Source organism: Patiriisocius marinus, assembly GCF_008974325.1.
Lineage (GTDB): Bacteria > Bacteroidota > Bacteroidia > Flavobacteriales > Flavobacteriaceae > Patiriisocius > Patiriisocius marinus.
Genome location: NZ_BKCG01000028.1, coordinates 1 through 1,017 on the forward strand (window position 1 = coordinate 1; position 1,017 = coordinate 1,017).

Genomic DNA, 1,017 nt, shown 5'->3' on the forward strand with positions numbered 1-1,017 from the left:
AACGTTAACGTATAAGAAACGTAGGGCAGTTAATAAGCACTATCGTTTCGGTTTATTACTTAGCTAAATATAAATATTTTGCTTTTATCTTTTTTATTATAAACGCCAAATTTTATATTTAGCGGACTTTATTAATATGCACAGAACTTTCGGTTAAGCCATAAAAATGCCCTATGTTTTTTATACACTGTTGTCTTTAGTGCTTTCCGTAAGTTTTGCTTTTTTACAATCCAAATCCGAACGGTTTTTTGCCTTTAATTCCGTTATTCAATTCAGTTGGAAATTTCCAAACATCTAACTTGATTTTCCAATCAGTTTTATAACCTTCGTTGGCTGGAATAAACTTAAATTTACTCGATTTAAAATCGTCTTTCTTAAATCTCTCAACAATTTTTTGAAGTAGATGCCAAACATCCGCTTGATAATCTTCAATAGTTTCTGCGGTGTAATTGTAATAATAATCTGGTTCCGCACGCCAAAAAATCATACAAGCAGTTCCTTTGTCGCATTTTGGACTATCAATTATCCAATCCAAAACAATTGTTCCGTCATCCCAATTATAATTGTCCGCAAGATAATATTGCTCCGCTGAATTTAGCGTTTGGAATTTTTTAAAATCAGGAATTGTTTCTACGTCATTTTCAATATCGTCATCGAATGAGAATTCTATAAAATTCTTTTTAATCAGTAATATTTTATTTGGACGAATTATCATTTATCTCAATTCGAGTTTTGCACATTCATTTTCGTTTATCATCTCAATAATTGTAGTAAACTCTTGTAATTCAGATTTACTCTTTTGGCTGTTTTCCCAAATCAATTTATAATCTTCATCACAATCGTGAATGCCAAATCCTCCACGCAATACATCATTAAACGCATTTAAATTCTGCCCAATTTTCCAATCCAATCCTTTCGTCATTTTTCGCTCGACTTCATCAAAAAAATCAGCAAGATTTGAAAAGTTATTTCCCTGTATTTTGATGGTTAACATTTTTTTCAGCATTAAAGACAACG

At 31.1% G+C, this 1,017-nt stretch carries 2 protein-coding genes; both read right to left on the reverse strand.

What is annotated here, in order from left to right; genetic code table 11:
* Positions 1-223: 223 nt before the first annotated feature.
* Positions 224-715: a DUF4274 domain-containing protein gene (locus GBH57_RS15935; protein ID WP_151675492.1), complete on the reverse strand. Its 492-nt coding sequence runs from the start codon at positions 713-715 to the stop codon at positions 224-226.
* On the reverse strand, positions 716-1,017 hold a 302-nt coding region (locus GBH57_RS15940; protein ID WP_235904736.1), incomplete at its 5' end, for a barstar family protein.